The 25,997-nt window shown below is 71.2% G+C and carries 27 protein-coding genes and 1 pseudogene; 12 read left to right on the top strand and 16 right to left on the bottom strand.

What is annotated here, in order from left to right:
- Nucleotides 1–504: 504 nt before the first annotated feature.
- Nucleotides 505–645, top strand: a complete 141-nt coding sequence (locus tag AC0T5L_RS15805) for a hypothetical protein (RefSeq protein ID WP_476166244.1) — start codon at nt 505–507, stop codon at nt 643–645.
- Between the two features lie 528 nt (nt 646–1,173).
- Here the strand turns inward: AC0T5L_RS15805 and AC0T5L_RS15800 are convergent.
- Nucleotides 1,174–1,749, bottom strand: coding sequence for a snapalysin family zinc-dependent metalloprotease (locus tag AC0T5L_RS15800; RefSeq protein ID WP_476166243.1), 576 nt, complete (start codon nt 1,747–1,749; stop codon nt 1,174–1,176).
- A gap of 903 nt (nt 1,750–2,652) precedes the next feature.
- Between AC0T5L_RS15800 and AC0T5L_RS15795 the strand changes: the two genes are divergently transcribed.
- On the top strand, nt 2,653–3,501 hold the full coding sequence (locus AC0T5L_RS15795; RefSeq protein ID WP_476166242.1) for an alpha/beta fold hydrolase: 849 nt from the start codon (nt 2,653–2,655) through the stop codon (nt 3,499–3,501).
- A 52-nt stretch (nt 3,502–3,553) separates the two neighbouring features.
- Here the strand turns inward: AC0T5L_RS15795 and AC0T5L_RS15790 are convergent, their stop codons facing one another.
- Both AC0T5L_RS15790 and AC0T5L_RS15785 read right to left on the bottom strand, forming a co-directional pair.
- On the bottom strand, nt 3,554–4,033 hold the full coding sequence (locus AC0T5L_RS15790; RefSeq protein WP_476166241.1) for a hypothetical protein: 480 nt from the start codon (nt 4,031–4,033) through the stop codon (nt 3,554–3,556).
- A complete protein-coding gene (locus AC0T5L_RS15785) occupies nt 4,030–5,523 on the bottom strand; it encodes a helix-turn-helix domain-containing protein (RefSeq protein ID WP_476166240.1) in 1,494 nt (497 codons plus the stop codon). The genes AC0T5L_RS15790 and AC0T5L_RS15785 overlap by 4 nt, the downstream gene beginning before the upstream one ends.
- 272 nt (nt 5,524–5,795) lie before the next feature.
- Between AC0T5L_RS15785 and AC0T5L_RS15780 the strand changes: the two genes are divergently transcribed.
- Nucleotides 5,796–6,938 carry a methyltransferase domain-containing protein gene (locus tag AC0T5L_RS15780; protein WP_476166239.1) on the top strand — a complete coding sequence of 381 codons (1,143 nt, stop codon included), beginning with the start codon at nt 5,796–5,798 and terminating at the stop codon, nt 6,936–6,938.
- A gap of 84 nt (nt 6,939–7,022) precedes the next feature.
- Nucleotides 7,023–7,535 (top strand): ATP-binding protein, encoded by a 513-nt coding sequence (locus tag AC0T5L_RS15775; protein ID WP_476166238.1) that lies wholly within the window; start codon nt 7,023–7,025, stop codon nt 7,533–7,535.
- A gap of 359 nt (nt 7,536–7,894) precedes the next feature.
- Here the strand turns inward: AC0T5L_RS15775 and AC0T5L_RS15770 are convergent, their stop codons facing one another.
- Genes AC0T5L_RS15770 through AC0T5L_RS15755 form a run of 4 tightly spaced genes read right to left on the bottom strand, consistent with a single transcriptional unit; the run spans nt 7,895 to nt 11,385 of the window.
- Entirely contained in the window at nt 7,895–8,887 is a 993-nt protein-coding gene (locus tag AC0T5L_RS15770; protein ID WP_476166237.1) for a sigma-70 family RNA polymerase sigma factor, read from the bottom strand.
- A gap of 1 nt (nt 8,888) precedes the next feature.
- A complete protein-coding gene (locus tag AC0T5L_RS15765) occupies nt 8,889–9,272 on the bottom strand; it encodes a VOC family protein (RefSeq protein WP_476166236.1) in 384 nt (127 codons plus the stop codon).
- A gap of 11 nt (nt 9,273–9,283) precedes the next feature.
- Nucleotides 9,284–9,673 (bottom strand): VOC family protein, encoded by a 390-nt coding sequence (locus AC0T5L_RS15760; protein ID WP_476166235.1) that lies wholly within the window; start codon nt 9,671–9,673, stop codon nt 9,284–9,286.
- A 44-nt stretch (nt 9,674–9,717) separates the two neighbouring features.
- Nucleotides 9,718–11,385 (bottom strand): MFS transporter, encoded by a 1,668-nt coding sequence (locus AC0T5L_RS15755; RefSeq protein WP_476166234.1) that lies wholly within the window; start codon nt 11,383–11,385, stop codon nt 9,718–9,720.
- A 233-nt stretch (nt 11,386–11,618) separates the two neighbouring features.
- Here AC0T5L_RS15755 and AC0T5L_RS15750 point away from each other — a divergent pair, with 233 nt between their 5' ends.
- Nucleotides 11,619–12,668, top strand: a complete 1,050-nt coding sequence (locus AC0T5L_RS15750) for an NAD(P)-dependent alcohol dehydrogenase (protein ID WP_476166233.1) — start codon at nt 11,619–11,621, stop codon at nt 12,666–12,668.
- A 105-nt stretch (nt 12,669–12,773) separates the two neighbouring features.
- Here AC0T5L_RS15750 and AC0T5L_RS15745 read toward each other — a convergent pair whose 3' ends face one another.
- Entirely contained in the window at nt 12,774–13,319 is a 546-nt protein-coding gene (locus tag AC0T5L_RS15745; RefSeq protein WP_476166232.1) for a CGNR zinc finger domain-containing protein, read from the bottom strand.
- A 184-nt stretch (nt 13,320–13,503) separates the two neighbouring features.
- Between AC0T5L_RS15745 and AC0T5L_RS15740 the strand changes: the two genes are divergently transcribed.
- The 3 genes from AC0T5L_RS15740 to AC0T5L_RS15730 all read left to right on the top strand — a co-directional run bounded on the left by AC0T5L_RS15740 (nt 13,504) and on the right by AC0T5L_RS15730 (nt 15,914).
- Nucleotides 13,504–13,956 (top strand): VOC family protein, encoded by a 453-nt coding sequence (locus tag AC0T5L_RS15740; RefSeq protein WP_476166231.1) that lies wholly within the window; start codon nt 13,504–13,506, stop codon nt 13,954–13,956.
- A gap of 124 nt (nt 13,957–14,080) precedes the next feature.
- Nucleotides 14,081–14,992, top strand: a complete 912-nt coding sequence (locus AC0T5L_RS15735) for a pyridoxamine 5'-phosphate oxidase family protein (protein ID WP_476166230.1) — start codon at nt 14,081–14,083, stop codon at nt 14,990–14,992.
- A gap of 136 nt (nt 14,993–15,128) precedes the next feature.
- Nucleotides 15,129–15,914, top strand: a complete 786-nt coding sequence (locus AC0T5L_RS15730) for an SDR family oxidoreductase (protein WP_476166229.1) — start codon at nt 15,129–15,131, stop codon at nt 15,912–15,914.
- A gap of 96 nt (nt 15,915–16,010) precedes the next feature.
- On the opposite strand, the gene AC0T5L_RS15725 is transcribed toward AC0T5L_RS15730, so the two are convergent.
- Nucleotides 16,011–17,804, bottom strand: coding sequence for an outer membrane protein assembly factor BamB family protein (locus AC0T5L_RS15725; protein ID WP_476166228.1), 1,794 nt, complete (start codon nt 17,802–17,804; stop codon nt 16,011–16,013).
- A gap of 181 nt (nt 17,805–17,985) precedes the next feature.
- Here AC0T5L_RS15725 and AC0T5L_RS15720 point away from each other — a divergent pair, with 181 nt between their 5' ends.
- On the top strand, nt 17,986–19,464 hold the full coding sequence (locus AC0T5L_RS15720) for a phosphatase PAP2 family protein (protein ID WP_476166227.1): 1,479 nt from the start codon (nt 17,986–17,988) through the stop codon (nt 19,462–19,464).
- Nucleotides 19,465–19,470: 6 nt separating this feature from the next.
- Here AC0T5L_RS15720 and AC0T5L_RS15715 read toward each other — a convergent pair whose 3' ends face one another.
- From AC0T5L_RS15715 to AC0T5L_RS15685, 7 genes are all read right to left on the bottom strand, one after another.
- On the bottom strand, nt 19,471–19,920 hold the full coding sequence (locus AC0T5L_RS15715) for a hypothetical protein (protein ID WP_476166226.1): 450 nt from the start codon (nt 19,918–19,920) through the stop codon (nt 19,471–19,473).
- Nucleotides 19,921–20,077: 157 nt separating this feature from the next.
- Complete coding sequence (locus AC0T5L_RS15710; RefSeq protein ID WP_476166225.1) at nt 20,078–21,067, bottom strand: phosphotransferase enzyme family protein; 990 nt, start codon at nt 21,065–21,067, stop codon at nt 20,078–20,080.
- Nucleotides 21,019–21,294: a P-loop NTPase family protein gene (locus AC0T5L_RS15705; RefSeq protein WP_476166224.1), complete on the bottom strand. Its 276-nt coding sequence runs from the start codon at nt 21,292–21,294 to the stop codon at nt 21,019–21,021. Before AC0T5L_RS15705 ends, AC0T5L_RS15710 begins: the two co-directional genes overlap by 49 nt.
- Nucleotides 21,295–21,386: 92 nt before the next feature.
- Complete coding sequence (locus AC0T5L_RS15700; RefSeq protein WP_476166223.1) at nt 21,387–21,599, bottom strand: hypothetical protein; 213 nt, start codon at nt 21,597–21,599, stop codon at nt 21,387–21,389.
- A gap of 313 nt (nt 21,600–21,912) precedes the next feature.
- Nucleotides 21,913–22,194 (bottom strand): hypothetical protein, encoded by a 282-nt coding sequence (locus tag AC0T5L_RS15695; RefSeq protein WP_476166222.1) that lies wholly within the window; start codon nt 22,192–22,194, stop codon nt 21,913–21,915.
- Nucleotides 22,097–23,305: an alpha/beta fold hydrolase gene (locus AC0T5L_RS15690; RefSeq protein ID WP_476166221.1), complete on the bottom strand. Its 1,209-nt coding sequence runs from the start codon at nt 23,303–23,305 to the stop codon at nt 22,097–22,099. The genes AC0T5L_RS15695 and AC0T5L_RS15690 overlap by 98 nt, the downstream gene beginning before the upstream one ends.
- Nucleotides 23,306–23,627: 322 nt before the next feature.
- Entirely contained in the window at nt 23,628–23,804 is a 177-nt protein-coding gene (locus AC0T5L_RS15685; protein ID WP_476166220.1) for a peptidoglycan-binding domain-containing protein, read from the bottom strand.
- 405 nt (nt 23,805–24,209) lie between these two features.
- Here AC0T5L_RS15685 and AC0T5L_RS15680 point away from each other — a divergent pair, with 405 nt between their 5' ends.
- The 3 genes and pseudogenes from AC0T5L_RS15680 to AC0T5L_RS15670 all read left to right on the top strand — a co-directional run.
- Nucleotides 24,210–24,494: a hypothetical protein gene (locus tag AC0T5L_RS15680; protein WP_476166219.1), complete on the top strand. Its 285-nt coding sequence runs from the start codon at nt 24,210–24,212 to the stop codon at nt 24,492–24,494.
- Nucleotides 24,484–25,014, top strand: coding sequence for a hypothetical protein (locus tag AC0T5L_RS15675; protein WP_476166218.1), 531 nt, complete (start codon nt 24,484–24,486; stop codon nt 25,012–25,014). Before AC0T5L_RS15680 ends, AC0T5L_RS15675 begins: the two co-directional genes overlap by 11 nt.
- Nucleotides 25,015–25,526: 512 nt before the next feature.
- Nucleotides 25,527–25,997, top strand: a pseudogene (locus AC0T5L_RS15670) (hypothetical protein); the annotation flags it as partial.

Genomic DNA, 25,997 nt, shown 5'->3' with positions numbered 1-25,997 from the left:
CCTGCGAACTTACCAGTGGAAAGCGACCGATTTTCCAACTTCTCGAAAAGCAGACACCAAACCCACAATCCCCTTTAACACCCAAATCCCCCATTACGGAATAGCGGCACCCGCTCCGCTTGTCTTTCCCGAGGAAAGCACACCACCCACCCTCGTGAAAAACCAGGGCACCGGCTCCCGGCACTGAATGGCAACTGGAGCATGAGCCCCGATCATGCGGCAGTAGCCGCGGACGGCCTGCTCGCTGGAGAGCTTCCGCTCAGGTCGGACGGCCATACATCCGGCGTTCGTTGAGCAGGTCGGATGAGAGAGCCTCATGCGGTGCGCAGGTCGCTCGCGGCCAGACCTCAAAGGAGGGGACAAAACACCAACCGCCGCAGGAATCCCCTCATCACGGCAGAAAGTCCCGTATCTACGTCACCTTGGCGCGTCGGGTCCGGTCCGCGATGACCTTCACTGCTCAGGATGGCCTGACCCCAGTGACGCACCGAGCAGGGAGGGCACATGCGCAAGCTCGTGGTTACGGAGAACATCACGCTCGACGGTGTAATCGACATGGCGGTCGGCTGGTTCGATCCGCTGAACAAGGGGGTCGACCAGTCCGACATCACGGCGGCGAACAGCACCAGCTCCGACGCCGTGTAGCTGGTTGTGGTCCTGGTTCCCCCGAAACCACGGCGAGGGGCAAGAACAACCGGGAGCAGCTACGGGACGACTCTCGTCCCAGGGACGCCGCTCGTCAACGCGCCGTCACGACGGTGGGGAAGCCGGTTCGACTCCCCCGTCTGCCGATCATCAGGACTTCATGCGCTCCGACAGGGCACCGGATCCGGTCGGATCCTTGCCGCGGTCTTGTCCTCATCCGCATCGTGCTTGTCGGCACGATCGAGCAGCGCGTACATCTCCGCCCCGTAGTGCTCAAGCGCGTGGACGGCGGGAGGGGTCCGTCGTCCACAGGTGTCGCGTCATAACGCGCGGGAAGCAGGAACCTCATCCGGGTGGGGCCGTGGCGGTGGGATCACCGCGTCCGCTGTGGCCTGGGCGGGTGAGGGCCGCCGTCTGTCCGCGATAGCCGATCTCACGCGGGCGCGACGGGAGCGTGGCGCCTTCGGCGCCGACCCGCCGATGCGGGCCGACGCCGAAGGCCGTTGGGCCTGGAGCCTGTGCACCTGTTCAGACGCGGTCGACCAGGAGCTGCCCGTCGGTGGCGCGCTGGCCGGTCAGGCCGCTGCCGTAGTTGGCCTCAACCCGCCAGCGCTCGGAGGCGTTGGGGTGGGGGTTGGTGCAGTCCACGCCGCCGGTGGAGCCCGACATCAGCGACGAGCACGGGCCGGGCTTGGCGTCGGGCAGGCCCAGGCTGTGGCCGAGCTCGTGCGCGGCGATGCGCACCGCGTCGTAGCCTTCGGCGGTACCCGCGCGGCCCATCCAGACGGTGACCTGCCCGCCCGGGCGCACCGGGCCCAGATGGGCGCGGGGCCAGCCGTTGTCGGCGATGATGCGGATCTCGGCGCGCCGTCCGGCGGAGGCCGGCTCCAGGCGGACGTTGCTGACGTTGGAGTTCCACACGCGCGCGGCCTCGGAGACGGCGGAGGTGTACTCCGCGGCCTGGCTGGCGTCGTAGTACAGGACGGTCTGGCGCAGCTGCTGGGACTGCTCCGCGGGTGTCGCGGTGGCCGGTGCGGCGCCCACCAGCGTCAGCGCCAGGGCACTCAGGGTGATCAGGAGGGGTGTGAGAATGCGTCTCAGCATGGGGGTCTCCCTGGGGGTAAGGGTGCTGATATTTTTTGTGACCCGGTGAGGTCGCCCTGATGCTATTTGTAGCGACGTATCGCCACAAGGTGTGCAGAACGTCTAATTGCGGCGCTACGCACCGACCTGGGAGTTCTGGTGCGGGGAGAACTGCTGGAGCTCTACCCCGGGGGGCCCGCTCGCCCGGCGGCCGGCTCTACCGGGGCAGGATCGGGGTGGCGTGCCTGGCGCTGCGGGCCCGGGTGCTGGTGCCCCCACGGCCGTGCTCAGTTCCCGCCAGGTCATGCCCCTGGTCGGCTCCTGCCGCGCCTGGGCGTCCGGCTGGTCATCCGTTTTGGCCCGCCGCTGGACTTCTCCCGCGTCCTCACGCGTGCCAGGGGCCAGCGCTGGTCGTCATAGCCGTGTGCGGGGAGCACAGTGAACGACCTGCGAACTTACCAGCGGCAAGCGACCGTTTTTCCAACTTCTCGAAAGACAGACACCAAACCCACAATCCCCTTTAACGCCCAAATCCCCCATTACGGACTAGCGGCACCCACTCCGCTTGTCTTCCCCGAAGAAAGCACACCACCCGCCCTCGTGAAAAACCAGGGCACCGGCTCCCGGCACTGAATGGCAACTGGAGCATGAGCCACGCTCACGAACGCACCACCCTCCGTGTCCCCCACCCGGACACGACCAGGGCCGCGCCCGTGCACGAACCGATCTGGACCGGCACCGCTCTCCGCCCGGCAGGCCCACCGCACCCCTCCTCTCGTGCGGCCATCGGCCCAAGGTCCTCCTTTCTGCCCCATTGGCACTGTTGAGTCTGCTTCTGGGCAAGGGGAGTACTGGACGGGCTAGTTTCCACAGCTTCCACAGCGAACCGTGCGCGGCAGCGCGCCGGGAGGGACTGAAGAGACCATGTCGCACCACTCACCCGAAACGCACACGCTGAAGGTGCCGGGAGCCAGGCTCCACTACGAGGTCCGCGGCTCGGGCCCCGTACTGCTGATGATCCCCGGCGGCCCGCAGGACGCGGGCGTCTACTCCGAGACCGCCGAGCACCTGGCCGACCACTACACGACCGTGGCCTATGACCCGCGCGGCAACTCGCGCAGCCCCCTGGACGGCGAGCCGGAAGAGCAGAGGGTGGACGTGCACGGCGACGACGCCGCGCTCCTGATCTCCGAGGTGGGCATCCCCGCCTACGTGTTCGGCAACAGCGCGGGCGCCCACGTCGGGCTCGACCTGGTGGCCCGGCATCCCACGCTGGTGCGGGAGCTGGTCGCGCACGAGCCGCCGTGCCTGACGCTGCTCGACGACCCCTCCGAGATGATGACCCGCGGCAAGGACGTCTACGACACCTATCACCGCGGGGGCGTGGAGGCGGCGATGGGCAAGTTCCTGGAGCTGAACGGTTTGGACGGCGAATCGAAGCCGAAGGACGGGGGTACACCGGCGGACAACCCGTGGCACCAGGACGCTGAGACGTTCGAGCGTGTCAGCGGGAACTTCGACTACTTCTTCTCCCACGGGCTGATGCCCCTGTCCCTGTACGAGCCCGACGTGGACGCCCTGCGCACGAGCGGGGTCCCGGTGACGGTGGGCCTGGGCGAGGCGGACGCCGGCAAGACCATCTACGACATGGGCCTCGCCCTCGCGCTGCGGCTCGACACGGACCCGGCCGCCTTCCCGGGCGACCACCTCGGTTTCGGTCCCCATCCCGAGGCCTTCGCGGACACCCTGCACCGTGTGCTGGACGGAGGCTGAGCGGCGCACGAACGGCCCCGAGCCCGAGAGCGCGGCCCCGGGGGGCCGGGGCTCAGTCCCTCTGGGCACCCTCGGGCCAGACGACGTCCACCGGCACACCCCTGTCCCGGGCCGCCCCGACAGCGTCGCCGGTCCCGCCCCGGCCGTCCGAGGGCTGGCCGTCCCACACCGCGAACAGCCGGTCCACCCCGCCCAGCACGGCCTCGTTGGCGTCCTCGTAGGCGGACCGGTCGGCTTGGCGGTGCGGCATGTAACGCACCAGCGAGGAGCGTACGAGCAGGTCGTCGAACCGGTCCAGGTCGGCGGTCCTGACCTTGGCCTCGCGGTAGTCGGCCGAGGGCAGTACGACCTCCAGTCCGCCCCCGGCGTCGAGCACTGCCTCGGCGAAGAGCTGGTCGGCGCCGCGCGCCAGGCAGGAGACACCGACGAGGTCGTCGGCGTAGGGGGCGAGGGCCTCGGTCAGGGCCTTGCGCACCAGTGCCACGCTGTCGGCGGAAAGATTCGAGTGACCAGTGATTCCGATACGAGTCACGTCATCCCCTTCACATTTCGCTGATGGTGCAGCAGCGTACGGGATAACTCGTCGCGGACTTCGGCCACCTGCGGGTTGCGGTGGTGCGCGGCGGACTCGGTGTACCAGTCGCCCAGGCGCCTGCGCACCCGGCCGGAACCGAGGGAGGACTCCAGGGCCGCGGCCTGCCGCACCACCCGCGCGGACTCGGCGGGCTCGTCGAGCAGCAGGTAGGTGCGTCCGAGCCCCACGAGGTCGAAGGCCCGGCCGCGCTTCCTGGCCGGGTTCCTGGACCGCAGCGCCTGGGTGATGTAGGCGGCGGACGACTCGGCGTGCCGGTGCCGGGCTCCCCGGTCCTCGCGGCTCGCGGCCAGGTCGCGGTAGCGGGCTCCGACGACCCCCGAGAGTTCGGCGTGGTCGAAGTCGCCCACCCAGCTGGGCACCTCCTCCGTCGTCTCCTCGGCGAGGAGGTCCTCGGCCTGGACGACCGTACGCCGGTAGGCCTCCGGCCGCCCCATCCGCGCGTAGGACCAGCCCTCGCGCGTGCGCAGCATGGCCCGGACCCGCGCGGGCGCCCCGGTGGTGTCCGCGCTGTCGAGCGCGAGCCGGGAGATGTCGAGGGCGTCACCGGGCCGGTGCAGGTCCAGCATCTGCCGTGCCATGGCGGCCAGGACCCCGACGCCGTAGGCCCGGTACTCGGGCCCCGCCTGGTGGAGGGCGCGCAGGGACAGGGTGTAGTACCTCTGCGCCGTCGGTTGGTCCCCGGAGTCGAAGGACATCGAGGCCACGATCCTGGACAGCTCGGCCATCACCGCGAACAGCCGTGCCTGGACGGGCTCGGGCTGGGGGTTCTCGACGAGCTCGGCGACCTCGGAGAGCTGGCCGACGACGGCCTTGCCCCGGATGCCCAGGCGCCACCGGTCGTCCCAGTGCCGTAGCGCCACGGTCGCGGCCTCGATCCGGAGCAGTTCGGACTCCCCGACGGTGCCGCGGCCCCGGCCGGGCGCGGCCGTCCGGGGCATCAGCCAGTGTTCCAGCGTCTCCGTCAGCGTGGCGCCCACGATGAGCGCTCCCCCCGCCGCTAATGCGTCTCTGCGTTTCATCAGGTCCTTCAGCGTGATCTCGACGATGTCCTGCGCCGTTCTGGACGCGGACCACGAATCGTCTTCTTCCACCGAGGTATCTGTCCAGGAAACGCCCATCGAATACTCTTCGTCCGCATCCGCGAGGCCCAATGCCCGACGGGCCTCGGAGGGCATCGCCAGTCCGTCGGCGATGCGCTGCCACGTCTCCAGCGCGGTGACCGCGCGTCTTCCCGACATGATCGCGCTCACGTGCGGCTGGGCCATGTCGACCGCGGAGCCGATCGCCTGCTGGCTCGCACCCGTGTACTGGCGCAGGAGTGCGAACAGCGCGGCGGCGTCCCGCCCGGCGAGCGACCGGCGGACGTCGGCGCGGGACCAGAAGGACCGCGGCGGGGAGGGGAGGGGGCCGAGCAGGGATTTCGCCATTCATACCGCCGGTGTATATCGGCATGGGATTCCGTCTTCGCGGACGGACGGTGTTGTGTCTCTGTAGTAATCCTTACCCGGAAACGCCCGCTTTCGTAATGGACGCAAGACCCTGGTTCCGTCCGTTCTGGAAGCATCCCGAGGAGGGGAGCGGTGACCTCCACTTCACATGCCGGACACGACGTCGTCGGCGGGGGCCGCCGGCCCCGGGACGGCCTCCCCTCCGGCCGCGGGTACGGCCGGCACGATGGACGGAGCGGAAGGTGCCCCCGGTGATCCCTCCGCACCGGAGGCTGGTCGAGGCCCTCGCCGAACGGGGCGCCCTGTCCCCCGAATGGCGCGCCTCCTTCTCCGCCGTCCCCCGTCACCTGTTCCTGCCGGACGTGATCACCGAAGCCGACACGGACAGGCCCGTGGACCGGGAGACGGACGAGCAGGGGTGGCTGAGGGCCGCCTACGCCGACGCCCCCGTGGTCACCCGGGTCGACGACGGTCTCCGCCACGGACCAGGTGAGCCGACGTCCTCGGTCCCAGCCCCCTCCATGGCGGCCGAGACCATGCGGCGCCTGCGGGCCGAGCCCGGGATGCGGGTGCTGGAGGTGGGTACCGGCAGCGGGTACGGCGCCGCCCTGCTCGCGCACCGCCTGGGCGACGAGTCCGTCGTGTCGGTGGAGGCCGACTTCGAACTCGCCGAACACGCCCGGATCAGGTTGATGGGTGCGGGGTTCACACCGCTGGTGGTCAGCGGGGACGGCATGCAGGGCTGGGTGGGACGCGCCCCCTACGACCGCGTGGTCAGCGCCGTGTCGGTGCGGCGGGTCCCCTACGCCTGGGTGGCGCAGTCCCATCCCGGCGGGCGGATCCTGACGCCGTGGGGCAACTCCTTCCACCACGGGGTCCTGGCGGACCTGGTGGTCGGGCCGTACGGGAGGGCGCACGGCCGGTTCGTCGGGCACACCGACTGCGTGTGGGCGCGCGCGGACAGGACGCCGCGCCGCCTGCTGGAGACCCGTGTCGGGCCGGGCCCCGGCCACACCGCCACGCGCGCCCGGCCACGCACCGACGACCCGGTCGGCGACCGCGACGCCTCCTTCGCGGTGAGCCTGCAAATGCCCGGCGTGTACCGGTTCGTGCGGCACGCCGAGGAGAGCGGTGATCCCCGCCGCACGGTCCACCTGGTGGACCCGGACACGTGGTCCCGGGCCTCCTGGCGCGTCGACCCCGAGCACGGGAAGTCCGGACACGAGGTGCGCCAGCACGGCCCCCGAAGGCTGTTCACCGAGTTGGAGGCCGCCCGTCTGCGGTGGGTGGAGGCAGGACGGCCCGAGCACACGCGGTTCGGGCTGACCGTCTCCTCCGAGCACCAGTTGGTGTGGCTCGACGACGAGAGCTCGCTCTTCGCCGCCTCGGGATAGGGCGAGGCCGGAGAACGCGCGCACCGCGAGGCACCGTACGCACGGCCCCGACCACACCCCCTGTCCCCCAGAGGAGGAGCCGAGATGACCGTCCTGCCCCAGCCCCGAGGCCCGATCGACCCCGACAGGCCCTGGAATCCCCGCACCTACCCCGCGAGCCCGGCCGCCATCGGCCGGGTCAGGGCCGACCTGCGCGCCGACCTGGCCCTGATGGTCGGGGCCGGGGAGGAGCTGGTCGCGGCCGTGGTGCTGTGCGCCAGCGAGATGTTCGCCAACACCGTGGACCGTGCACTGGACGGCGGGGGCCCGGAGGAGGTGGTGTGCGTGCTCTCCCTGCACCGGCTCGCGGAGGGCGGACGCGTACTGCGGCTGTCCATGGCCGGTCAGGGGGCCGCGGACACCGCCGCGCGCGTGCCGTACCCGGTCCCCGGCGGCGGGCGGCACGGGGGCGTCCGGGGGCGGGAGCTGCTTCTGATCGACCACCTGGCCGCCCGCTGGGGGACCCGGCGCGCCGCCTCGCCCGGTGGCGGGGGCGGCGTTGTGTGGGCCGAGTTCGACCTCGCGCCGTGCTCGCTCCCCCGCCGCAGGTCGGCGTAGCCCACGGTCGGGCCGGGACCGCCGGTCCGCGGATCGGCGGTCAACGCCCCGCCTTCGGCGGCGTCGGGGACCGCGCAGACGACGGACCGGGGCCCGTTCCACAGGTAGCCGATCGGGACGACGCTCGGGCTCCCGTCCCCGGCCGTGTAGGCCGGCCGTGCCAGTTCGACGGAGCCGTACAGGCGCCGGGTGATCGAGGCGGAGAGCACCTGGCGAAGGCGGGCGGCACCCATGTCCTGCATGCCGGTTCTCATCGTTCATCGGAAGAGGCGGACGGCGGTAGTGGGCCTCCGGACGGGCGGGGTCCCGGAGGGCCTCACAGCCTCCACGGAGCGGATCCCCTGGTCCCGCTCCCCGCCTCAGCCGCGCGGGGGCAGGGCGGCGGGAAGCCCGAAGTGCCGGAAGAGGGTGGTGTCGAAGAACATCACCACGTGGGCGATCCCCTCTCCCCCGGGGGCCGGATCCAGGACCTGGGTCCCGAACGCCCGGTGCAGACCGTCGCCGCCGCGCATGTACACCGCGAAGGCGGGCTGCCCGTTGGCGGCGATCGGCACCAGTGCCATGTCGCCCGCACCGCTGGCCGGGCACTGGGCTGAGACGAGGCGGCCGATGTGCTCGCCGCCGCGGACCCAGGTGGCGAAGGGCGGCATCTCGAACACGGCGTCGGCGGTGAACAGCGAGGTGAGCGCCGGGATGTCGTAGGACTCGAACGCGGCGACGTAGCGCGCGAGGGTCTCGCGTTGGGCGAGCCCGGGCTCGGCCACCTCCTCCTCGCTGGGCATCACCCGGGCCAGCTGGGCGTGGGCCCGCTGGAGCAGGCTGTTGACCGCGGGCACGGAGGTGTCCAGGGTCTCGGCGACCTCGGCGGCGCTGAACCGCAGGACGTCGCGCAGGATCAGCACCGCCCTCTGCTTGGGCTGTAGGTACTGTAGCGCCGCGACCAGGGCCAGGCGTACGCTCTCGCGCGAGGCCACCACCGCGCCCGGGTCGTCAGCGCCGACGAGGGCGTCGGGTACCGGCTCCAGCCAGGTCACCTCCGGCCTGTCCGCCAGCTCGCCCTCGGGCTCGGCGGTGGGTCCGCCGAGCCCGGTGGGCAGGGGCCGCCGCCGACGCTTGTCCAGGGCGGTGAGACAGGCCGTGGTGGCGATCCGGTGGAGCCAGGTGCGCAGGCTGGAGCGGCCCTCGAACCGGTCGTAGGCCCTCCAGGCGCGCAGGTAGGTCTCCTGCACCAGGTCCTCGGCGTCGTGTACCGACCCGAGCATGCGGTAGCAGTGCGCGAACAGCTCCCGCCGGTACGGGTCGGCGAGCCTCACGAAGTCCTGGTCGGATGCGTGTTCCACCACGACCGTCACGTTACGCCTCCTGTATGACAGAACACACGTTCCCGAACGGGTCGGCGAACCACGCGACGGCCGGCTCGCCGCGCGAGACCCCCTTCTCATCCTGGCCGAAGCCGTCGTAGCGCAGCATCCGGACACCGCGTCGGACGAGCTCGTCCACGGCGGAGTCGATGTCGTCCACGGGCAGGTTCAGCACGGTGAAGCCCGCGGGCTCGTGGTCGGGCTTGGGGTAGACGAGGATGCCCCGCCCCTCCCCCAGGCCGATGCGGAGCAGGCCGTGCTCCTCCATCCCCTCGACGGGGCCGACCGCGAGTCCGAGGGTCCTCCCGTAGAACTCCCCGGCCCCGTCGGTGTCGGGGACGGCGAAGGAGCCGAAGGCCCTGTTGACGTCGAACATGGTGTCCCCCCCTACTCGCCGCTCTCCATGGCGGCGCGGTGCTCGTCGCTGAGCTGGATGATCTGGACGTAGTTGCCGTCGGGGTCCACGGCGGTGCCGAACAGGCTGCCGTCGCGGTCCTCCAGGGGTGCCAGCCACTCGGTGCCCCGCTCGTCCATGCGGGCGGCGATGGCGCGGGCGTCGTCCACGTCGAAGTTGAGGATCATGCGGGCGGGCTCGCCCGCCTTGGGGCCGACGCCGTCGCGGCGGTCGATGAGCATGTGGAAGGCGCCGAAGCGCAGGACGCGGTAGTCGTCCACGTCGTTGTCGCTCTGGGGTGCCAGGACTGCGGCGTACCAGTCGTGCAGCCTGTCGGGGTCGGTGGTGGCGAGCAGGATGCTGTCGAGGCTGGGGCGGTTCACGGTGTCCTCCGTACGGGGTGTGCGCTTCCCGGTCCTGGTGGTGTTCAGGTCCGGCCTTCGGTGCCGCTCGTCCGTACTGACCCTCCGCCGGTCGCGGACTCATCGGCCCACGGCGGGTTTTCCCCTTCCTCTTCCCGCGCCGGATCCTCCGCCGGTGCGTGTCCCGGACCTCCCGCCGGCCCCTCGTGTCCGTGTCTCCGCGCAGGGGGCACCGAGGGCGCCGAGCGGAGCAGGAGGAGGGCGAGCACCCCGAAGGCGACCATGGCCGCGAAACCGATCGCCCCGGCCAGGTTGAGGCCGTCGGTGAATGCCTCGCGGGCCGGGCCGAGCAGTCTCCCCGCCAGGTCAGCGGGCAGTTCCTCGGCGACGGAGACGGCCGCGGGCAGGGTCTGCCCCGCCTCCTCGGGCACGCCCTCGGGCAGGACCGCGTTGGCACGGTAGACGGCGGAGGCCAGGCTGCCCAGCACGGCCACACCCATGGCGACGCCGAACTCCCCGACGGTCTCGGACATCGACGCGGCGGCCCCGGCCCTTTCCTTGGGCGCCGATCCCACGACGATGTCGGTGCCCAGAGCCGCCCCGGGAGCCAGGCCGACGGAGGCCAGCACCAGTCCGGCGACGACGGTCAGGGTGCCGTTCTCGGCGGGGACCAGGAACAGCAGGGCGAACCCGACGGCGGTCACGAACATGCCGCCGCCGATGGTGGTGGCCCGCCCGATCCGCGCGGCCAGCGGTGCCGCGGCCATGGTGGCGGCGATCATCGCCAGAGCTCCGGGCACCTGCCACATCCCCGCGACCAGCGGGGAGTGTCCGGCGACCATTTGCAGGTACTGACTGAGCAGCAGGAACGTGCCGCCCATCGCGACCGCTCCCACCGCCATCACGGCCAGGGCGGCCCCGAACGAGCGCTCGCGGAACAGCCCGAGGTCCAGCAGCGGATCCGGCAGGCGCAGTTGCCGGCGCACGAACACCGCGCCCATGGCCAGGCCGAGGGCCACGGTCACGAGCGGGGCGGCTCCGGTCCCGTCCTCGGCGAAGGACTTGAGCCCGTAGACGATCGGCAGGATGGCGGCCAGGGACAGGGCGACGCTGGTCAGGTCCAGCCGCCCGGACCCGGGAGAGCGGTACTCGGGCAGGAGCAGGGGCGCGCACACCAGCAACAGCACCATGACGGGGACGCCGAGCAGGAACACCGATCCCCACCAGAACCACTGGAGGAGCAGCCCGCCCACGACCGGGCCGATGGCGGTGCCGCCCATGAAGCAGCTCATCCACACGGAGACGGCCACGGCGCGCTGCCTGGGGTCGGCGAACATGTTGCTGATCAAGGCCAGGGTGGAGGGCATCAGGGTGGCTCCGGCCACACCCATGAGGGCGCGGGTGGCGACGAGCGCCCCGGCGCTGGGGGAGAACGCGGCGGCCACGGAGGCCAGACCGAAGACGGCGGCGCCGATCATCAGCAGGCGCCTGCGGCCGATGCGGTCTCCGAGGGTGCCCATGGTGATGAGGAACCCCGCGATCATGAACCCGTACACGTCCATGACCCAGAGCAGCTGGCCGCCGGAGGGCCGCAGGTCGGCGGCCAGGTGGGGTAGCGCCAGGTAGAGCACGCTCATGTCCAGGGACAGCAGCAGGGTGGGCAGGGCCAGTACCCCGAGCCCGAGCCACTCGTGTCCTCCCGCGCGCGGGAGGGGCGGTTTCGCGCCGTTCATCGCGGCCTTCCTCGTTCGTCGGATCCGCCCGGAGCGGGTTCGTTCATACGTACGGACGCGGTCGGTGGCGAGAACTCATCGGGGCAGGCAAAAAAGACCGGACGGTTTTCGGAACCTGCGTTGGCAGACATCCCTGAACTGGGTTGATAACGTCGAGCGGCCATGCGGGTACCGGGAGTGCCGACGGCGTGCGCCGCGGTGCCCTGTCCGCGAAAGAGTAGGGAGAAGCGCCCATGCGTGCCGTGGTCTTCGAGAACTACGAGCAGTTCCCGTCCCTGACCGACGTCCCCAGACCCGAACCCGGCCCCGGCGAGGCCCTGCTGCGGGTGGCGGGCGCCGGTGCGTGCCACTCCGACGTCAGTGTCTACAGCCATTTCAAGGAGGGTCAGCCCGGGGCGCAGAAACCCCCGTTCGTGTTGGGGCACGAGAACTCGGGGTGGGTGGAGGCGCTCGGCGAGGGCGTGAGCAAGCGGGTGGAGGTCGGCGGGTCCTACCTGGTGTACGGGCCGATCGGCTGCGGACACTGCCGCAAGTGCGCGCAGGGGCAGGACACCTACTGCGAGAACGCCGCCACGATGCCCTACATGGCGGTCGGCCTGGGGCGCGACGGCGGCATGGCCGAGTACATGACCGTGCCCGCCCACCACCTCGTACCCCTGGGCGACGCCGACCCGGTGGACGCCGCTCCGCTGTCGGACGCGGGCCTGACCCCGTACCACGCGGTCAAGAAGGCGCTACCGCACCTGGAGGGCGGTGGCCGCCATGCCCTGGTGATCGGGCTGGGCGGCCTGGGGCAGATCGGCGTGCAGGTCCTCAGGGCGCTGACCGGGGCGACGGTGATCGCCACCGACGTCAAGGCCGAGCCCCGGGCCTGGGCCGAGCGCAACGGCGCGATCACCGTGGGGGCGGGTGAGCGGCAGGCCGAGGAGATCCGCGAGATCACCGGCGGCCGGGGAGTGGACGCGGCCTTCGACTTCGTGGGGATCGACTCGACCATCGCGACCGCCGCGGCGGTGATGGCCCAGGGCGGGCGGCTGAGCGTGGTGGGTATCGCGGGCGGCACGCACGAGTTCTCGTTCTTCACCAACCCGTACGAGTCCTACGTCACCAACACCTACTGGGGCACGGTGCCGGAGCTGTGGGAGGTGGTGGACATGTACCGGACCGGACAGATCCGCCCGGAGGTCGAGCGGTTCTCCCTGGACGACGCGCTGGAGGCCTACCGGAAGCTGGAGGAGGGCGAGGTCTTCGGGCGTGCCGTGGTGGTGCCCGGCAAGGGCTGAGCCCTCCCGGACGTGCCCCGGGGCACGTCCGTCCACGGTCTGGCGGGTTCCGGCTTCGGGCGGGACCCGCGCCCCGTCGGCGGTACCCGGCCGGGCGAGGGCTTCTCAGGCCGTCCGGTTCGCCCGCCCCCGGGCGTAGTGCCGGGCCGCCTTGGCGCGGTTGCCGCAACCCGCCATGGAACACCAGCGGCGGGTCCCGTTCTTGGATGTGTCGAAGAAGTGCAGGACGCAGCCCGTGCGGGCGCACCGACGGATGCGGGCGGGGGCGTCGAGCAGTCCGAGGTAGTCGTCGGACGCGGTCCAGGCCGGGCCCCATGAGGGGTCGTCGAACTCGACGGCGGCGGCGGGCTCCCCCTCGCGCAGGAGCCTGCGCACGCTGCCGTGGGCGAGGACGTCGTTGAGGGTCTCCTGCGCCCGCCTGTCGCCGGGATCCTCCACGAGCCGGGCCAGGGCCCCGCGCGCGTACAGCATGTGCTCCAGGGCCTCGGCTCCCGGCTCGAAGCGTGTGTCGAGCCCGCTCTCGCCGAACCACTGGCGCAGCCCGTCGAGCGAGTCCAGCAGGTCGTGGGCGGTCGTTCCCTCGACCCACCGGGTGTTGACCAGGTCGATGGAGACCGGTTCCCCCGTGAGAGGCCGCTGTCTGACGGCCATCGGCCCTCCCTCCGTCGTTCCCCGGGCCCGCGCGCACGGCGGGTGCCCGGGAGCCTACCAAGGCCGGCTCTGTAACCGCTGAAATCAATATGAATGGTTGACCATGGCAACATCTAACCCTTAAAGTAAATTTCAGGGGTTGCACGATCCGGGTAGCCCCGCCCCGAGGGAAACGAGGTGCGCTATGGCGCCGACCAGACTCAGGACCGGCCACGTGGGCCTGAACGTCACCGACATCGAACGCTCACTGGACTTCTACGTGCGTGTCTTCGGCTTCGAGACCATGGGCAGGGGCGGGGAGGAGGACCGTGCGTTCGCCTTCCTCGGCCGTGGCGGCGAACTCATGTTGACCCTGTGGCAGCAGAGCAGCGAGGGCTTCCACAAGGACGCGGCGGGCCTGCATCACCTGTCCTTCCAGGTGGACACGGTCGAGGAGGTGCGCGCGGCCGAGGCCCAGCTGCTGGAGACCGCCGTGGACTTCGCCTACGACGGCGTCGTGCCGCACGGCGAGGGCGCCGCCTCCGGAGGCGTGTTCTTCCACGACCCGGACGGCATCCGGCTGGAGATCTACGCCCCCACGGGCGCGGAGGAGGCGAAGGCCCCGGTGTCCGCCGCTCCTACGTGCGGTTTCTTCTAGAGAGCGCCCGAAGCCGCGCCCCGCCCGTGCTCGGGCGCCCCGGCCGGAAGGGCCCACCGACCTGGCGGACCTCCGTGAGGAGAGCTCCTCCACCAGACTTCCTCCACCGAAGAAGGGCAAGGACATGGACTTCTACCACCGGGGGGAGCTCGCGGTCCAAAGGCGTGCGGGCCTCGCCGACCAGGCCGCCTTCTCCGAGAGGGCCGTGCGTCGGGAGATTCCCGCCGCGGCCGCCGGCTTCCTCGCCGACCAGCCCCGGCTCGTGGTGGGCGCGGCCGACGACGGGGGCGGCCTGTGGTGCTCTCTGCTCACCGGTGCTCCCGGGTTCCTGCGGGCGCACGACGCACACACCCTCGACGCCGCCGCCCTGCCACGACCGGGGGACCCGCTGGCCGAACGCCTGAGCCGTGGCCCCACCGCGGTCGGCACCCTGGCCCTCGAACCGGTCAAGCGGCGTCGCATGCGCCTCAACGGCACGGCGCGGCCACACGCGGGCGGGCTGCGGATCAGGGCGGAGCAGGTCTACGCCAACTGCCCCAAGTACATCCAGCGGCGCGAACTCGCGCCCGCCGGGACGGGGACCGGCGATGCGGGGAAGGGCACCTCGGGATACCGGTTGACCCGCGACCAGGAGGACCTCCTGCGCCGCGCCGACACCTTCTTCATCGCCACCGCCGACGACGCCGGCGGCGCCGACGCCAACCACCGGGGCGGGCTCCCCGGGTTCCTGAGGGTGCACTCCCCCTCCCTGCTCAGCTGGCCCGACTACAAGGGCAACGCCATGTTCAACACCCTGGGCAACCTGTGGCTCAACCCCCGCGTCGGACTCCTGGTCCCCGACTGGGAGACGGGCCGCCTGGTACAGCTCACCGGCACCGCACAGGTGCTGTGGGACGACCACGAGCGCACGGTCGAGTTCTCCGTCGAGCGCGTGGTCGACACGCCCTCCGCCGGACCGGTGGCCTCCGGCGAGCCCGAGTACTCCAGGTCCAACCCGCCGGTCGCCCCGGGCTCCCCGACGGAAGCGCGAGCTTGAAGGCCCACGTCGACACGGATCCTGGCTCACGGGCGGGGGCGGGGCCACGGCCGGCGCTGGCGGCCACCCGGGTTTCCCCGCGGGGCCCGCGGGCTGCCAGGATGCCGTTGCACCGGCAGCAACCGTGAGGAGAGACATGGACCTGGGAATCGCGGGAAAGGTCGCACTGGTCACCGCCGCCAGTTCCGGCCTGGGGCGGGCCATCGCCGTCGCCCTGGCGGCCGAGGGCGTGCACGTGGCCGTCACCGGCCGTAACGAGGAGCGCCTGGACGCCACCGTGGCGGCGTGCGCCGAGCACGGCGTGTCCGCGCTGGCCATCGCCTGGGACCTGGCCGACCACGGGCGGGCTTCCGAGGTCGCCGGTCGTGTGGCCGAGGAACTGGGCCCGGTGGACATCCTGGTCAACAACACCGGAGGCCCGCCGCCCACCCCCGCCCTCGGGCAGGACGCCGGCCTCTGGGAGGACATGTACGGGGCCATGGTGCTGCCGGTCATCCGGCTCACCGACGCCGTGGTCGGCGGGATGCGCGAACGCGGCTGGGGACGGATCATCACGAGCACCTCGTCCGGCCCGATCGCGCCGATCCCGAACCTGGGGGTCTCCAACGTCCTGCGTGCCTCCCTGCACTCCTGGTCCAAGACGGTCTCCAACGAGGTCGCGGCGGACGGGGTGACCTCGAACGTGATCGTGCCCGGCCGGATCGCCACCCCGCGCACGGACTCGCTGGACCGCGCCCGCGCCGAGCGCGAGGGCCGCCCTCTGGAGGAGGTCGAGGACGAGGCCCGCGCCAAGATCCCTGCCCGGCGCTACGGCAGGCCCGAGGAGTACGGGGCGGTGGCCGCTTTCCTGGCCAGCCAGCAGGCCGCCTACGTCACCGGTTCGACCGCACGGGTGGACGGTGGTCAGATCCCCTCCGTCTAGGGAGCGTCTCCGTGGACGCCCTCACCCGCGTCAGCACGAGGGTGCTGGCCGGCCCCGCACTGTGCGGCCCGGGCCCGGGCGCGGCCGCCCGGGCCCTCAGGGCACCAGACCGTGGACGCGCACGGGCCGTGCGCTGCCGAGGGCGGTCACCACGGCCGCGCCGGGCACGGACACGCCGACGAGGTCCGTGCCGTGCACGTCGCCCACGGACAGCTCCCAGGCCTGGGCGACCTCGCGCACGGGGGCACCGCTTCGCGCGCGTGGGACCACCAGCACGCGCGATGACGCGAAGACCACGGCGCTCTCCTCCAGCACCACCAGTTCGTCACCCAGTTCGGCGGGGGAAACGTCCTCCAGGGCGACCGACGCGGTCTCCCCGTCGGAGACGGACAGCCTGTTCAGACGGGTGGAGCCTCCCATGTCCGTGTAGACCACGGTCTCGGTGTCGGAGTGCTCCAGGCTCCAGCCCGTCAGTCCGGCGGGGTCCGGCAGCCGCACGACGTCCTCACCGGTCACGGGGTCGACCACGTGGTCCGCCCACCGGGCCGTGGACAGGGACACCTCCAGGGTGCGGCGGGCGCCGTCGGTCAGCGGGAGCCCGCCCAGGGACATCAGGGGGAAGGCACTGCCCCAGTGCACCGCGTCCACCGGCCAGTCCCGCCGCCAGACCTCCTCCCCGGTGCGGGCGTCCAGCGCCAGGACGGTGGCCTCCACCGCGCCGCCGACGGACTCGGGGTTCCCGGCGTGCGTGTACAGCAGCTCCGGCGCCGCGCACGCGTAGGCCACCAGGACCGCCTCCCCGTGTACCAGCGGCTCCCCCTGGACCTCGCAGGGCTCCTCGGCCGTTCCGCCGGTGGCGAGGTCCCACATCTCCTCCCCCGAACGCAGACCGCGGGCGGTCAGTGAGGGCGCCCCGCCCTCGCCGTCGTGCAGGTGGAGCTCGACCTCGGAAGCGCTCCGGAACACCTGGCCGCCGTGCTCCCCCCACGGCTTGGGGAAGTCGTCGACCACCGAACCGGTCGCCGGGTCCAGCACCGTCATCCGCTGGTCCTTCGCCTCCCCCGTCCCGGTCCGGTACAGCACGTACGCCCACTCGCCGCCGTCGAGGACGCCGCTCTCAAGGAGCCCCTCGTTGGGGTACCGGTGGCTCCACAGCTGCGTACCCGTCTCTCCGTCCAGCGCGACCAGGCCGTCGTCGAGCCGTACCAGGGGGCCGTGGGTACCGCGTTCGACTCCGGTGACGGCCGTGTCCTCGGGCGGGTCCCACGACCAACCCACCTCGCTGACCCCGGCCGGGACAGGCGCGGGCTCCCCCGGGTCAGAGGCGACGGTGTGCACCGAGAGCTGGAGGAGGCTGGCGTGCCAGGCCAAGGCGGCGAGCAGCACCACGGCCACCGCCCCGGCGGCGAGTCCGGCGGGGGAGAACGCGGGCGGTGACGGGCGCCGTACCAGCGCGGAGGCCGCCATCAGCCAGGTACCGAGCGCGAACGCGCACTGGGCGGCCCACTGGGTGGAGAGGGCCGTGGAGGAACGGTGGGCGCTCGGCGGTTCGGCCGTCGGCGCGAACGCCTCCGTCGGCAGGCCGAGGCAGGCGAGGACGCTCAGGGCCACGGCGGCGACCACCAGCCACGGGGCGTGGCGGCCCGGAGCGGCCGCGCCGGCCTCCGGGCTCAGGGCGCGACGGACGGCGAGGACCGAGACCGCCACGGCCAGCAGGGAGGCCGGCCACCCGACGCCCGTCCCACCCGTGTCACCGGAACCGTCGTCGACGGCGGGCTCCCCGAACGCCGCCAAGGAGGCCGCGACGAGCCCGGCCACGACCATGCCCAGTCCGGCCCAGCCGAGCACACCGGTCCACGTCCGCCCGCCCGGTACGGCTGTCTCGTCCACTCGTCTCCTCCAAGCGGGGCCACCGCGTGTCCCACGGGTCCGGCTGCTCTCCACGGCCTCGGAGGGCCCGGGCGTTCCCCGTCCGGGAACGGCACGAGGTCTGATGTGACCACCCCCACGAAGGTTCACCGATGAGCGCGCCTTTATGGACATCTGAACCCGCTCGTCACACTCTGGGGCGATGAGCCTCAAGAGCCGCCTCCACAAGGTCGACAAGAAGGTCTACGACTGGGTGACCGGAGCGGGGCCGCCCGTCCTGGACCCCTACACGCCCAAGTTCGTCCAGGCGACCGACAACATGGCGCCCTGGTTCCTGATGTCGGCGACCCTCGCCGCCACGGGCGGGCCCCGGCTGCGGCGCACCGCCCTGCGCGCCATCCTGGCCGCGGGCACCGCCAACGCCGCCTCCTCGGTGGTCAAGCACCTGTCCAACAGGACCCGTCCGGACAACTCGGCCGTGCCGCGGGCGCGTTCCCCCTACCGCTCCTACCCCAGCACCTCCTTCCCCTCCGGGCACACCGCCGCCGCAGCGGCGTACGCGGGCGGGACCATGGTGGGCGCGCCCAAGCCGCTGGCCGCGCTGGTCGCCACCATGGCGGGCGCGGTGGCGTTCTCGCGCGTGCACAGCGGTGTCCACTACCCCGGTGACGTGCTCGCGGGGGTGGTCATCGGCTCCGGTGCGGCCCTGCTCGCCCGGATGGTGGTGCCGCCCCGCCCCGAGCTGGTCTTCGGCGCGGCCGCGGTGCCCGCCGGGGAGACGGACGTGGACCGCGGGGGCTCCGGGATGACGGTGGTGGTCAACCCGCGCTCCGCCTCGGCCGCCGTACCCGCGCTGAACACCACCGACGTCACGAGCAGGGTGGCCCGGGCGCTGCCCGAGGCGCGGATCCACCCGCTGTCGTCGGAGGACGACGTGGCCGAGGTCATGGACCAGGCGGCGCGCACCTCCGACGTCCTGGCCGTGGCGGGCGGCGACGGCACCGTCAACGCCGGGGCTCAGGCGGCCCTCGGACACGACCGGCCGTTGTTGGTCCTACCGGGGGGCACCCTCAACAACTTCGCCCGCACCCTGGGGATCACCTCGGTGGACACCGCGCTGCGGGCGTTCGCGGAGGGGAAGCTGGCCCGGGTGGACGTGGGCGAGGTGGACGGTCGGATCTTCCTCAACACCGCGTCGTTCGGCTCCTACCCGCGCATGGTGGACCGGCGCGACCGGTGGGCGGACCGGATCGGCAAGTGGCCCGCGTTCGCGCTGGCCCTGTGGTGGGACCTGCGGGAGGTGAGCCCGACCGCGGCGCTGATGGACGGCGAGCCGACTCGGGTGTGGTGGGCGTTCGTGGGCAACTGCCGGTACCGCACGCACGCCCGCGTGCCCGCGCTGCGCGAGCGGCTGGACGACGGATGGCTGGACGTACGGGTGCTCACCGCACGGAATCCCTTTCCCCGGCTGCGGGCCCTCGCGGACGTGCTGCTGGGCCGGTTCTCGCGCGGTGAGGGCTACTCGGAGCGGCTGACCACGGGGTTGTCGCTGGCCATCCCGGGCGAGCCGAGGCTGTTGGCCGTGGACGGCGAGGTGGTGGAGGGTTCCGCGACGGTCGTCTTCACCAAGCGGTACGCGGCCCTACAGGTGTTCGTGCCCGCGGTCGGCTCCGGCCGGTGAGCGGTGTCAGCGGCGGCGGTCGCGGCGGTCAGCGGTGCCCCGTTCGGTGTCGCTGCCCAGCAGGAGGCTGAGCCCGGCTCCCAGCAGCCACGCGTCCTTGGACAGGGGAAGACCCTGTTCGGTCGGACGCAGGCTGTTGGGGCGGCGCATCCCCGGGGTGCGCAGGTACAGCCCGAGCAGGCCCGACGCGAACGCGGTGAGGCCGGCGCCGGCGACCCGGCTGGGGATGACTGGGAGCAGCAGGGTGGCGCCCAGGGCGATCTCGGTGGTCGACAGCAGCCGCGCGAAGGCGGCGGGTTCCATGTCCTTGAGGAAGGGGTAGGAGCCCGCCGCCATGCCGTGGAGCCCCTGGGCGGTCTCCTCGTCGGCACCGCGCTTCTCCAGTCCGGAGTTGAGGACGAACGCTCCCGTGATGATGCGCAGAGGCAGGTCGCGTGTACGCAGGGGCAGTTTCATGATCGCTCCATCGCCTGTTCGTGTCCGTGGTGTGGCCGGTCGTACCTCCGGGCGGCGAGCCCCGACGACAACCCTTTTCGACCACTTCGAGTTATAAGAACGATACTGACCACGGGGCCGGAAGGCGGCGCACGACCCGCCGGGGCGCCGGAGCGGGTCAAAGAGCGCTCGACCGGGCCCCGTCCCGGAGGCGCTCGACGACGGAGACCAGTTCCCGCCAGGCCTGGGCGGTGTCGGGGCCGCCTTGGTGGGGCGCGGAGAACCAGTCGATGAACTCCACGACGTCCTGCAAGTCCCAGCGCAGCCGGTACAGGTCCATCAGGGCCGGGTCGGGCTCGTGACCGCTGGCCCGGGCGTAGCGGGACAGTTCCTCGGGGTCGTCGGTGACCAGCCACAGGTCGCGTTCGGGCACGGCCAGGCCCACGGTGTCCCAGTCGACCAGGAGCGGCCGCCCGCCGCGCCACAGCAGGTTGCCGGGATGGGGCTCGCCGTGGGTGAGGACCGTGGCCGCGCCCTCCAGCGCGCGGGCGCCCCGGTCGAACTCCGCCGTCCGCTCGCGCAGGATCCCGGCGTGCTCGGTCAGCAGTTCGGCGGCGGAGGCGGCGTGGGGTCCGCCGTCGCCGGTTCCGGCGGAGTGGTCCAGGAGCTGGGCCAGTCGGTCCCGGCCCGGGAGCCCCGCGGGGACGGCGGGCGCGTCACCGGGCGCGCGCCGGTGGAGCCGGGCGAGGGTGTCCAGGACGCGGGCGCGCTGGTCGGCGGTGAGTTCCCCGCCGAAGCCGCCGGGAGTGCCCTCCACGAACGGGAAGACGCTGAGCGCGTACCGGCCGCCGACCCGCACGACGGTTTCGCCGCCCGGCGTGCGCAGGGGCGCGACCACGAACCCCAGCCCCTCGTCGTCGTGCAGTCGGACGGCTGTGTCCATGGCCCGCGTCAGGCGGTGCCGCACGGAGCCGGGGTCCGGCCCGAGGAACGGCTTGTGTTCGAGGTCGGCCGCGGTGGTGAACCACCGGCGCCCCGAGGTGTCGGTGACGCTCCAGTGGTGGTCGCCGAAGCCGAGCGGGACGTGGTCGAGCGCGACCGCGTGGATGCCCCACACGGTCAGCACGTCATACAGCCGGTCTTCCAGTGCGGGTGGCCGTTCACGCATGCGGCGAAACTACCAGCCAGAACGGCGCTGGCAGCGCAGCTGTGCGCCGCGTACCGCGGTGTCTCGGGCGGGGCCGCCAGCATCCGCTCGGGCAAGGTGCGGGTCAGCGCCTGGGCCAGGGCGCGGGTCTTGCCCGCGGTCGGGGCCCCGGTCACCAACACCAGCCCGCCGCGCGGTGCGGCCGCGGCGAGACGCTGGTCGAGTTCCTCGTCCACATCCCTAGCCACGTAGGGGGGCAGGCCTTCACCGACAGAGCTGGGGAGGGCATCGTGGGCGCCCGATTTGTGCGCATCGGCCTGGTGGGCAGACAGGGCCGTGTTCACCCCCCCGGTGGCGGTGAGGGTGCTGGCACTGGGGAGGAAAGAGTGCGCTGGGGCCGGGCCAAGGCCAGGACCGCGGCGGCCAGGACGAAGGACCCGGCCCCCGCGGCCCAGGAGAGCTCCTCCAGCCCGGGCAGCAGCAGGGAGGCGCCCAGCACCACCAGAGAGGCCGCCCCCAACGGCCGCGAGGACCACACCCAGGTTCGTCGCATACGCAGAGTCTGCCGCCTTCGCGGCGTTCTCGGCCACACCTGCCGGGATCCGCACTCGCAGGCCGCGCTAGCCAGGACTTACCGGATCCGAGACGCAACGGCTCGCCACACGGGCACGAAAACCCCCGCGCAACGCTCGGTTGCGCGGGGGCTATCGTGATCTTGCCGTGACCTTCAGTGGGGGTCTGGCGCTACATCCTGTCGCGGTCCTCCTCGCCCCACACCACGGGAGCGGCGGCTGACAGCGTGAATTCCCCGGCCCGCCGCCTTCACCACTGCCTGGAGGAAGTCCAGCCGCGACCTGTGGCCGGCGTCAGAGGTCCACCAGCTTGTAGCTGATCCAGTAGTCGGCGACGTTGTCGCTCTCCTCCTCACCGTCCTCGTCGCTTTCCTCGGAAGTGGCCTCCGGCTCGCTCCTGTCGGTCTGCAACGCGCCGGTGATGTTCTCCACCACAGGGATGGCGAGTATCTGGACCTCGATCTCAGTGGGTTCGTTCTCAGTGGGTTCGGTGCCGTCTTCCTCCTGGGCGTGGGCGGGTGCGGCGCCCAGGGCCAGGGCGGCGGCCAGCGCCAGGGACGAGGCGAGCTTGCGCATGAGGAACCTCCGGTGTGCGGGTCATGTCCTCCGGGACCTCTATCCCGATGACCTGCACTGACACCCCTTCGAAGCAAGAAGTGGCAGGGTATTTACTCCCTGTGCCCAAGAGGGCGCGAAAAAGCCCCCGCGCAACGCCTCGTGACGCGGGGGCTTTCGTGATCCCTCCGTGACCTTCAGTGGGGGTCTGGCACTGGATCCTGTCGCGGTCCTCCTCGCCCCCGAAGAGCGGCAGCCACAGCGCCGACCGCAACCGGTTCACGGGCGGCCGCCTCCCGTGTGCCGGACCAGGGTCGACACGAAGTCGTCCCACACCGGCCCGGGCAGGTCGTGACCGGCCCCGCAGGATCAGCAGCTCGGCCCCGGGGATCGCCGCACGCAGCGCCTCGCCGTGCGCCGGCGGCAGGAGCGGGTCTCGGTCGCCGTGAACCACGAGCGTGGGCGCCGCGATGTCGCCGAAGCCGCCGCGGGCCGGTCCGCCGAGGTCGATGGCGTAGTGGTTGACCAGCGTGGACGCGTAGTTCCTGGCGCGCGCCACGTCGCGTTCGACCAGCGTCCGGACCGCGGCCTCGTCGAAGTACGGCGAGTCGCCGGCGCAGGCCCGCGCGTCGGCGATCACGTACTCCACGACCGCCGCCGTGTCGGAGGAACGCGGTTGAGCGGACATGGCCAGGTCGCTGGAGGGCGGTGGCAGGTCGTCTGCCCCGGTCGAGCTCGAGACGAACGTCAGCGACGCGACCCGGTGGGGGTGGTCCACGCCGAGGATGAGGCCGCTCTGGCCGAACATCGACTGACAGACCACATGGGCGCGTTCGATGCCCAGGGCGTCCTGGATGCCGAGCACGTCCTGGGCCAGGTCGGTGCAGGAGTACGCCGGCCGGCCCGGCGGGTAGCAGGTCGAGCGGCCGGTGTCGCGGTGGTCGAAGCGGACCACGAACCGGCCGCGGGCGGCGATCCGACCGCACAGTTCGGTGTCCCACCACAGCATCGAGGCAGAGGCCCCGGCGACCAGCACGATCGCCGGGTCCGTGTGGTCTCCGAAGGTCTCGACACACAGCTCGACGCCGTTGACCGCGAGGAGTCGTTCGCCGTGGGACAGATGAGCAGTCATGTCAGCCACGCTACGCCCCCGACCACGACTCTCCGTGATCATTCAACAGGAGCCCGGCCTCGGACAGGCGCTACTCGGATACGCGAGCCTGCCAGTCCCAACCCCCAGCGGACATGACGACGGCCTACCGCAACGATGCGTCGCGGTAGGCCGTCGTCTGTCAGAGGCGCGGATCCCGTCCGATCAGCTGGCCCCGGGAAGAGGCGCGAGGCGGGGAAGTGCCTACCGCGCTACCGGGGGTGCAGATGAGCACCTGCGGTCCTGTAGCAGCCATCCCCGCCCCGCGACTCAGGCCTCGGCCGCAGAAGCCCGTCGGAATCCATCAGGTGACGGGGGCTTCCCAAGCGGCGACCCAGGTCTCCCGACCCACGATGCCGTCGACGACCAAGCCCTTGTCAGCCTGGAACTGCTCACAGACGCGCTGGGACTGGTCGCCGTAGACACCGTCAACGGTGACGTTCCAACCGCGCTGGAGCATACGCGCCTGCCAGAGGAACACAGCGTCATGCTCGGTCGGAGGCGGGTTGGTGAACAACACTCCGGGCCACGTCGGCGCATCCCCGCCAGGAGGCTCAGGGGGGTCGACCGGCGGAACAATCGGGAGCGGATCGCTCGGGGGGAGGGTGTCCGGGGGATTGAGAGTGCCGTCTTGGACGTAAGGGTGAAGACTTCCCGGGCAAGCAGTATCGACGCCTGGAACGTTCTGATGGCCGATAACCCCGTATGCCGCCAGATCCATTTCCCGTAAATCGCGAATCACTTGGCGAATTCCATCGACCATGGTTGCACTCGGCGTGTCAGGGACTCCAAGCAGGCCACAAATAGCGTAATATGCATCATTTGCCGGATTCGTCCCATTAGCCCCGGACCGGTGTTCGAAACCCCGGCCAATGAAAATGTATCCGTGAGTGCAGACGAGAAAGTTATAGGCGATATCCTGATACTCGCCCTGGAGGTGCCCGGCCTGAATTCCACGGACAATACTGTTGCAGTCGTTGTGGTTGTCGACGCCCTGGGAAACCCTACTGCCGACGTAATGGATGCAGGCACCGCCGGTCTGAGCATGGATGGGGCCGTTGGCACCAGGCCGCCCATTGGGGTCCGCACCCCACTCACTGCGCTGAACGTAGCGTACCATATACTACTCAATCCAATCTCTATAATTCGAAAGACGAGAGATGAAAAATAATTCTTTTCTTGCGGGAACCGCGCTCGGCTTCATAGTCGCGGTGGTAGTCGGGACTGGTCTTTTGGTCACGAACGTGGTCGAAGTTGATCTTCGTTCACACAAAAACTTTGGTGAAACAGAGGAAGAGCCCGACGGGATCCTATCCAGCGGGGGGCTTCTCTATACCGTTACTTCGGTTCGCGAAGAGCGCGACGAGTCTAGATTTGTTTACTTTGACGCGGTAGTGGCAAACAACTCTAGCCGCTACCAGGAAAAAACAATACCGGATGCATACTGCTCCCTCCCTGGTGGTGAACACCCTGCTGAACCGGTCCACCAATTCCAGCCTGCGGGTATTCACCCGTCGGATGGATCGATGGGGGACGCGGCGGTGGTCGAGTATCGATGCGAGGTGCCAGAAGAAATGGAAATGCATCACTTTTCAGTCGTACTGGAGACGCCGAAGGGAAGCACCTTCTCTTTTGTGGATCCGATTGGATCTGCGACGAATGTACGACGCCCAGGAGGGGGTTCGAGCTGACTGGGCTACGGGCGACTAGAAATGAAAAAAGCTCGATCCTGAGAAGATCGAGCTTGCTTGGACACACCGGTATCGCTGCGAAGAAGCGTGCCACAGACCTCTCAGGAAACGCAAGGGGGTGACTGGCGAGCACCACCTGCCGGGAGGGGCGGACCACTCGTTTTCGCACCTCATCCAAGGCCCGTCGGATCTCAGGAACATGGGAGATCCCGCAGTACTCCCCACCGCGCCCAGGTCGGTCGCTGCGCAAGATCGCCACGGCGCGGCGGACTCAGAGCCGCCGAGAACAGCCCCACACACTGCGTAGGTGTGGGGCGTCTCAATGACCGTGTCAAGCCACCCCAGGGACCGGTTGGACGGGTGAGTGGGGACGGCCGTCCCGCAACATCGCCCACAGCACGTTGATCCGCTGCCGAGCCGGACACAGCACCGCCTGGGGGTGGGGATCATCCCCTCAGCCCGTTTGCGCCGGTAGTAGTTCTGGGAGGCCCCGGGCCTGAGCAGCGCCGACCGTGCCGACAAGCAGAACAGGCGGTACAGCCTGCGGCTGTAGTGCCGGGGCCTGCTCCGAGGAGGTCCTCACCCTGGACGTGGGCGACCTGGACATGGCGATGCGCCGGGCCCGGGCACGCTCCAAGGGCGGGGCGATCGAGTACGTGCACTGGGCCACCCCCACCGCCCGCCTGCTGGCCCGGCTGTTGAACGGGCGCACCGCGGGGTCGGTGTACCTGTCCGGCCGTCGTTCCCCTCCGTCGGCGCCCGGGCCCGCGCCCCGGCCGACGCCGACCCCACCACCGGGCGGGGACGGCTGTCCTACCGCACGCGGAGTACCTGTTCGAACAGGCCAGCTTGCGCCACTCCGCCCTCAAACACCTGGCCGCCGAGGGGCACAGCGCGCGCCCGAGTTCCAGGCCGAGTCCCGCCACGACCACCTGGCCACCCTGGGCGAGTACGTGCGCCCGGGCGAAGAGAACGCCGCGCGG

It is taken from the genome of Nocardiopsis sp. TRM 82005 (assembly GCF_056312425.1).
This window is presented reverse-complemented; position numbering and strand designations above follow the sequence as displayed.